Source organism: Streptomyces sp. ActVer, assembly GCF_027270795.1.
Taxonomy (GTDB): Bacteria; Actinomycetota; Actinomycetes; order Streptomycetales; family Streptomycetaceae; genus Streptomyces; species Streptomyces umbrinus_A.
Window position 1 is genome coordinate 1 of sequence record NZ_JAPWHT010000420.1, and the last position, 9,067, is coordinate 9,067.

At 74.1% G+C, this 9,067-nt stretch carries 1 pseudogene; it reads left to right on the top strand.

The window, feature by feature from the left end:
• A pseudogene (locus tag O3Q52_RS42300) lies at positions 1–9,067 on the top strand (hypothetical protein); the annotation flags it as partial.

A 9,067-nucleotide genomic window follows, 5' to 3' on the forward strand; every position in this document is an offset into this window, starting at 1 on the left:
CAGACGCTGACCATCTCGCAGAGCCCGGCCGACGACGACACGGCGCACAGTGCGGGGCGTCGCGCACTCCTCGACCAGGACACCTTCCGCGGCGTACGCACCACGTCGGTCTCCCCGTCCCCCACGCCGGCGGCAGAGACCACGTCGACGACCCCGGCCACGTCGAACCCGCAGGCCGTGGCGGACCCGCCCGTCCGCCGTACCGTGTTCACCGGCCCGCCGACCGCGCTGCCAGGCTCGGACACCGAGAACGGCGCCGACTACTTCACGAGCCACGGCACCTCCCGGACCGTCACCCTCGGCACCGAGGACGCGGCGCGCCCCACCGTCAAGGTCAGCGGTGTGCAGCTCGGCGAGGTCCTCAGGTCCTGGGCGCAGGACGGCGACCGGGAGCGGCCGCTGGTGCTGTTCTCCTGCGAGACGGGACAGCAGCCGAAGGTGGCGGGCCTGCCGGTGGCCCAGCACGTGGCGAACCGGACCGGCCGCCCGGTGTACGCGCCGACCACCGAGGTGGGCACGGCCAGGGACCAGGACGGCAACGTCCGCGCGGTACTCACCGAGGGCCCCGACGGGCCGGGATCATGGCGCCTCTTCACCCCGGAGCCCAGCGGCGCCGACCTGGACGCGCTGGCACGCGACGCCGGTCTGCATGCGGGTCCGGAACCAGCCGACGCCTTCGCACAGGCCCGTACCCTCCAGCAGGTCCGCACACTGCGCGACACCCTCGGCACGGACGCCGAACAGCGGCCGGAGAACCGGGAGTTGCTCGCCGGACTCGCCTACGTCGACGGCCTGCGCTGGCTCAGCCCGGACACCGCCGCCCGCTACGGCGACGGCCGGATGACCCAGGACCTGCTGCGCCGGATGGTCGTCGACCGGGCCGGTGTGACGGGCACCGGCATCGATCCGTCCGCCGAACCGACGGTCGAGCAGTACACCGAATTCCTGCGTGCCGCGGCCGAGTTGCGCAGCACCGCCGGGCCCGACACCACACTCGACGCCCTGGTGCCCCCGCCGCCGCCCGCGCTCCCGCCGACCACGATGGTCTCGCCGCAGGACGTACGCGGTCTGTCCTATGCGCCCTCCGCGCAGGTCACCTGGTCGCTGTCCGACGCCCCGCTGCCGCTGTCCGAGCTGGGCCTCAGTTCCGAGGACACCGCCGAACTGGGCCGCCGCAGGCCCGATCTGGCGCCCGCGCCGAGCCGCCCGGAGAGCATCGCCGAGGACCTGACCCTCCTCAGCAAGACCACGTCGGCCGGCCCGGACACCGTGCTGCACGCGGACGGCCAGGCCTTCCGGCGCCTGGAGACCCCGAGCGGCGGGAACTGCCTCTTCCGCAGCGCCCTGGACAGCGCACGCAGCCACGACATACCGCCCGCCTGGGCCGCGTTGAACGTCGCCAACCTGCGCCGCCTGCTCAGCGACCGGATCAGGGGGTCCGAACTGGCCGCCGCCGCGGCCGAGGCGACCCCGGACCCGGTCCTCGCCGTCGTCGACGACCTGCGAATGACCGCCATCGCCGGGGTCGAGGACGCGGACGAGCAGAACCAGATCAACCAGGACTGGGACCGGATCGCGCAGGCGGTCGTCAACGACGGCGACGCGGCCCGGTGGCAGCAGATCCTCCGGGAGGGCGGCTACCCGGACCTCGCCGACGTCGCGCCCACCCCGGCCGACGCCCGAGAACTCGGCACCGAGGAACTGATCGCCGTGGCGGCGGAGATCCCCGGACTGTGGGCGTCCCCCTTCGCCGACCTGCTCCCGCAGGCCCTGGCCCACACCCTCGACCTCGACCTGCGGCTCGTCCAGCCCGACCGGCAGTCGCCGGGGACCACCTTCGTCACCAACCTCCACCCGGGCGGCCAGGGCGGCACCCTGCACCTGGCCTACAACGGCACCGACCACTACGACGCGCTGGTGCCGGCGTCGGCCCCGCTCACCCCCGTACCGGACCCGTCCCTCACCCCGCCTCCGGTCACCCAGGACCCGGCGCTCCAGGACCCGGCCACCCAGGACCTGGAGGACTCTGATCCGTTCGGGGAGTGGCTGCGCAGCATGGGTGGGGTCACCGACCTGGACAGCTCCGACACCGAGACCCCCGACCGGGGCGATCCGGTGCCGCTGGAGACGCAGCTCGACCGGTACCGCCCGGCCCGGCTGCTCACCGGGCCGGACGCCCGGACGCCCGGCCCGCCGCCGAGTACCGTCACCTTCGAGGACGGCACCCGGCTGCCCATGGTCCTGATCAACCCGGACGCCGACCCCGGCGACGGCACCATGCCCCCGCCCGCCCGGCCGACCGGGACGGCGCGGAGCCGGCCCACCGGGCTCCTCACCGGCCTCGGCAAGACGACCCTGCGCTCGCCCGAGCAGGTCGCCGAGGAGATCCTCGGCAAGCTGCCGAAGAAGCTGCGTGACCAGTTCGACGAGGCGGAGCTGCTGCGCCTGCTGATCCAGCAGCCGGACGCCTTCACCGCCCCGCGCGGTGCGCGCTTCGTGGGCCGCGAGAAGTCCGGGGTCGGCCATGAGATGACCGTCGAGGCCATCCCGTACCACCGCTGGGAACGCTTCTCCAACGTGGGTGACGCCACCGTCCGGGTGGACACCATGCGGCGCGGCCAGGCCGGTACGGGCGGCGGGCGCAGTGTCGGCTTCGGGCGCCGGATCGCCGGCGGCCTGAGCATGGGACCGCCCCTCAACTGGCTGCTGAAGATCGGCTTCTCGCTGGGCTGGACCCGCAAGACCGACTACGCCCAGGGCACCCAGGCCTACAACCAGTCGGAGTGGCGCAACTGGGAGGGCTCGCACCTGCACCTGGACGACGTCCACTACCGGGTGCGGGTGGACCGCGTCACCGAGGCACCGAAGACCACCGGTTCTGACAGCGGGCCGAGCGGCAGCACCACCACGAGCACGCCCGCCACCGGCACGACCCCGGCCACGCCCACGCCCACGACCCCGGTCACTCCGGCTCTGATGAAACCCGACTGGCAGCGGACCCAGGTGCACACCGCGGAGTTCGCGATGCGCGACGGGCTGAGCTGGCGGCTGCCGGACGATCTCACCGTGCCCTACAAGGGACCTGAGCGGGCGCCGAAGACGCTCACCTTCCCGAACGGCGTCGAGCCGCGTATGACCGACACCACCGGACTGCACCTGGTGGACCCGCCGGAGGACATGGCACTCGCCATCTCCGGTGCGCGGCCCGGGAGTTCGGCGCACCGCACGCTGGTCTCGTACGTCCGGCCGGGCCGGCTGCTCGGGCTGTTCGGCCGGTTCTCCGGGCCGGTCACCGGGCCCGAGCTGACCAAGGGCAGCGGACAGCACCCGCTGGGGCACCTCATCGTGGAGCGGTCGGTGCCGCACCGGGCCACCCTCGTCACCGAGTCGGTCAAGGCGGAGCTGCGCGAGCTCACGCAGACCACGTACCAGAACGAGCGCGGTCACGTTCGTGACACCCGGCTGGGCTTCCAGGTGACCGCCGGGCCCAACTACACCATCGCGGGCCCGGAGACCGACGTACGCCTCCAGGGCGGGCCCCTGGTCCGCGCGGACATCTCCACCGGGCGCGGGCACTACCTCGGTGTCGACGCGGCCCGCAAGACCACCGGGCGCGTCCGCAACCACCCGGTCGCGCTCTACCGGGTGGAGCGCACCCTGATGGTGCGCAAGCCCGGCGAACCGTCCTCCGCGGCCCGGCCGGTCCGGGTGGTGAGTCTGGACTGGATCTCCACGCAGGACGCACGCCGCCTCGCGGGCTGGGACAGCCGCACGCCGGGCCAGACCGGCCCCAACCCGGACGCCGAGCCGCCGGTGCCGTGGTACCTGACCCGGGAGGACCCGGTCCACCTGAGCGGCCAGGTCCGCGCTGAGGGCTTCCGCCCCATCCGCCCGCAGGGCCAGCTGCAGCCCCAGACGCAGCCCACGACCCAAGGGCAGCCGCAGACCCAGCAGGGGCAGACCCAGGCTCAGCCGCCTCCGCCCCAGAACCCCATGAATGCCTTCGCGGACAGCGTCCTGGACACGCTGCACCGCTCGTACCCGTCGCTGTTCGTCCCACCGTTCATGCTGCGGCATCCGCGCCTCGCCAAGTTCTGGTACGGCGACGGGCGCATGCGTACCGCGCTCCACAACGACCGGCAGGTGCGCGAGGCGCTCAACCGGCCCAGCCTCGCGCAGAGCCTGGACGACCTCACCACCACCGGGGTGCCGGTCACCCTCACCGAGGACGGCAAGGTGCGCCGCGGCCACCACACCCTCATCCTCAAGGCGCGCCTCACCGACCGGCGCTTCGAGACCACCATGAGCGAGCGCTCGCTGCGCAACGCCGTGATCGGCACCGAGGTCTCCGGCCAGGGGCAGCAGGCGGCCGTCACCCTCTCCGGCGGTGTCGAGATGGGCGTCGGGCCGCGCGACCACGACAAGGTGGAGGGGGTCGGGCTGCCGCGTCAGGCCGGCAGCGTGGCCGTCGGGCTCCGGCACGCCAGGACCGACCAGAAGGCCACCAGGAACACCGTCGCGGTCGCCCACGACCACCTGATGTTCCAGACCGGCACCGACCTCTACAGCTACCAGGTGGAACTGGGCGCGACCTTCGAGGGCCACCGCCGCCCGCGCGGCTGGGCCAGACTCGCCTCGATCGGCCTGCTCGGCACGGGCGTCTTCGTCAGCAAGGTCGAGGAACGCCCGCTGTTCAGCCGCGGCAGCGAGACCGTGGGCCGGGTGGAACTGGCCGTCCCGTCCGCACACGGCTCCGACCGTTACGCGCCCGCCGACCCGCCACCCACCGGGCCGGCCCCTGCCACGACGACCACCCCCGCGCCGCAGCAGCTCTCCTCCGCCGAGGCGGACCAGCTCCTCGACGGCACCCGCCCCATGCCGGCGACGGAATCCCCCGACCACCAGCTCACCAAGAAGCTGCTGAGTGCACCGCACGTGGTGCTCAGCGCCGAGGGGGGCCCGGAGCGCCAGCAGCTCATGCAGGACACCGCCAACCGTGCCTCGGGCACCTCCTGGCACGTCAGCGCACCCGGTGCCCCGGTACGCACCGCGCTGCGCCGTGCGATGGCGAACCTCAGCGTGGCCGGCCAACTCGGCCAGTACCTGGGCCCGTTCGGCTCCCGCATCCCCGGACTCAACGGCGCCAGCCCGTTCCGGACCCACTACCTCAAGGGAGCGATCCGCGGCGAGCTGAGCAACTTCCGGGTCAAGAGCGACCCGAAGCCTGCCAGTTCCGAGACCACCGTGGGCAACGAACACCGCATCAACGGCACCGCGAGCACTGTCACCCGCACCACCCTCGGCCTTCAGGGCGCCGACACACCCCTGCAGCAGGCACCCGGCCAGCCCGCGGTGGTCGGCTCCTACTCGGCGGCCCTGCAGTACGCCTGGGGCAAGGGCCGCAGCGTCTCGCAGACCGTCACCCGGGGCCGTAACACCACCCTCTCCTACGCCGGGCGGATGTACCTGGTGGTCGCCGACGCCGCCGAGACCGTCGCCGTACGAGACCGGTGGACGGCCGCGATGGGCGCGATCGGCACCCGTGCCGGGGCCGGGATCAGCTCCGCGGCCGGGCGTATCTCCCAGCGGCTCGGCAACAGTCTCTCCCCGCGCCAGGCCGCCGCCGCGCTGCAGCGCATCCGCGACGCCGTGATGTTCCACCTGCCGATGCAGGACGTCATCGAGGCCGGGCTCGCCCCGGACGGCCTGGGCACCGACACCCCGCACAACCTCGGCGGCGGCTACCGTCTGCCCCCCTACCTGCGGTTCCGCCGCTTCCCCACCCACCCCAGCGGTCAGCTCGACGCGAGCGCCGCGGCGCAGCAACTGCTGACGCAGCTGGAGCGGATCGGGGTGCCCGGGCACGACCGGGAACAGGTCATCCAGCGGCTCTCCCCGGACTTCCTCGCCGCGCACCTGCACGAGCTGACGACGGACGGAATGACCCTCCCGGTCCGCTACCGCACCTGGTCCGACCCCTTCCACCTGCCCGTCGGCGGCAGCCCGGGACAGCTCAAGTTCACCCTGACCCCGGTCACCACCACCGTGGACAAACTGCGCACCGGCTACGAACTGGAGGACTACCGCACCACCGCCCGCGACGACGCCGCCGGCGCCTCCCAGGACCGCGGCGCCGACGTGACGCTCAGCGGCGGCCAGCGCGCGGCGGAGGACGGCATCCTCATCGCCAACCCCTCGCTCCAGGGCACCGCGGCCAAGGCGCGGTCGAGCGTACGGACCCAGACCGCCGGTACCACCTCGATGCCGAACATCGCCACCACCCAGGCCCACGCCGAGGTCGTCACCGGCTACACCCTCACCGTCGTCATGACGGACTCGACCGGCGACGCGCTCGCCCCCGGCGTCTCCTCCGTCCCCGTCGGCAGTCTCAACGAGGTCCTCCCGGCCAGCCTGCTCACCCCGGTCGGCGAAGGCGACGACGGAGCACTCACCGAGCAGGACATACCGGAACCCGAGCGCTCGGTACGGGTACTGACCGCCACCCAGGCCCGTCCGGAGGGCATCGCCACCTGGCGCACCTCCGCCGCCGGGGACCCCGGCGGCAGCGCCGACCCGGACGTCCTGCCCTTCGACGACACGATCGGTTCCGGCATCCTCGCCGTGGACATCCGCGGCGCGGGCAACGTACACGACGCCCTCACCATCGCGACCGCCCGCGCCGACGGCCTCGGCGACACCGACCTCGGCAAGCGGCACACCGGCAAGGCCGTCGCCGGCCGGGTGCGCACCGCCCGGCTCACCACGCTCACCGGCCTCGGCACCGCACCCGCCCAGGCCCAGCAGGAGGCCACCTCGCAGGTCGGTCTCACCTCCGGCTTCCGCGAGGCGCTCGGCGCGAACGGCACCGCGCTGCCCACCCAGGCGTCCGCCCACCTCTTCGGCCAGTCCCACACCGCCGACTCCCGCCTCTACGCGAAGATGCACCGCCGCGGCGCCCGGCTGCTCGCGGTCGAGAACAAGCCCCGCATGGAGGCCATGCAGCGGGCGAAGACCTCCGACGCGCTCGAAGCCGGCATCACCGACAACGTCGAGGGCGCGGTGGGCACCGCGCCGCTGGCAGGAAACAGCAACGCCGGTGTCACCAACCCCGGCGCCACGGTCCCGATCGCCGGGACGAACGACGGCACCACACTCAAGGGCGCCACGGACACCACCCTCGGCACCCACATCAAGGTCGTCACCGACCGGAGCATGCTCTTCGCCGTGCCGGTGACCTGGCTGTCGGTGGCCGAGGTGGACCACCGGTACACCGACAGCCGCGCGCTGCACGCGCTCGGCAAGGCCAAGCGCGGGCCGCGCGCCGCCGAGACCGAGACCACCGCCCTGGTCTGGCTGCGCGAGGACATCGCCCGCGACTACGGGCTCCTGGACGACTCCACGTTCCCCGACGAGGTCCTCGCGGCCTGGGACAGCCAGGCCAAGGCGGCCGCAGACCTCGCCACCGCCGAGAAGAATTACTACGACGCCCGGGCACGGGCCCGGGAGACGTGGCTCGACCTGAGCGCGGAGGAACAGACCGCGCTCGGCGACGACAACTCCGGCCCGCCGACCGACCTGCCGCCGGACATGCCCTGGTCGCCCGCCGTCGTCGCCTGGCAGGCCGCCCGCGAGGAGGTCCACCGCTGGCACCAGCGCACCGACGCGGCCGCCGCCGACCACCACCGGCTGCAGCTCGCGGCATCCCGGCTCACCGCCCACCATCAGGGTTCGGCCTCGGTCACGGTGCCGGACCGGCCGCAGGAGTACACCGCCCCTGACTGGCGCTCCGAGGCCCCCGAGCCGTACACGATCACCGACGCCACCGACACGGCCCCGCGCACCCTCACCTCGCCGGACGGCACCACCGTGCGCGAGGTGCACGACATGCCGCACGACGGCGCCTCGTTCTTCCACGCACTGCTCGCCTCCGCCGACACCCGCGGCCGTCTGCCGTACCTCCTCGGCGACGACCTCGCCGACCGGTTCGGCCGCGACCCCAGCGACCCGGTGGTCACCGCGGAGGCCATCGGCGCCGCCCGCGACCGCCTCGCCTGGGAACTGGGCGCCGACGGCAACGAGGACCTGCTCGACGCCCTCGCCCTGGACGCCGCGGACACCTTCACCCAGGCCGAACTCGACGCGGCAGGCGTGGTGTTCACCCCCGCGCAGCAGGCCGAGTTCGACGCCTTCGGGCGCCTCCCGCAGACCTACTGGCCGGCCCCCGCGCAGCGGGTGGCGCTGGCCACCGCGGCCCTGTCCCGCCCGTTCGCGAGCGAGCCGCGACAGGACGACACCCCATCGACGCCCGACCGGCCGTCTCCGCCCGAGCGCCGGGCGGGCGACCACGGCGGCGCCGACCTGCTGCCCGCCCTCGCGGCCAGGGTCCTGGGCACGCCGATCACCGTGGTGACGGGGGGGGGCCGGGACCAGGTCCACCTCCCGCACGGCGTCGACCCGGCCGCTGTCGGCCCGGCCGCCGACCCGGTCCTCTTCGCCACCGACGGGTTCTTCCACGCGGCGCTGCCGACCGGCACCCCGGCGCCGGTCGCGACGGCGTTGCCCGCGCCGGCGACTGCGGTCGATTCGGGTACGACCACCGGGACCACCGGGACGACGGGTACGACCGGTACGACGACCGAGACGTCCAGGGCGGAGACCACGCGCCCGGCGTCGGAGCAGCCGCCCGCCCACCGCAGCCACACCATCGCGCCCTGGCTGCCGCCCACCGACAGCCGCGGTCCGCGCTACCGCCTCGACCGCGACGGCGTCCTCACCGCACCCGACGGCGCCACCTACACCCAGGGCACGCCCGCCGGCCGCGGCAACGGCTTCTTCGACGCGCTCTCCACGACGTTGAGGCAGGCCGCGGCACAACCGGGCCTCGACCGCCGGGAGGCGGCACGCCTGCGCTCGCGTGCCGGGGCGACGCCCGCCCAGCTGATGCGCCTGAACGGCCTGCCCGGCGACCGGGCGGAGCGCGACACGCTCTTTACGCCCCCGCCGTTCCGGGCCCGCCCCGGCGCGCCCGCGCCGAGCCAGGACGCCCTCGACGGCCACCTGCGCCGGC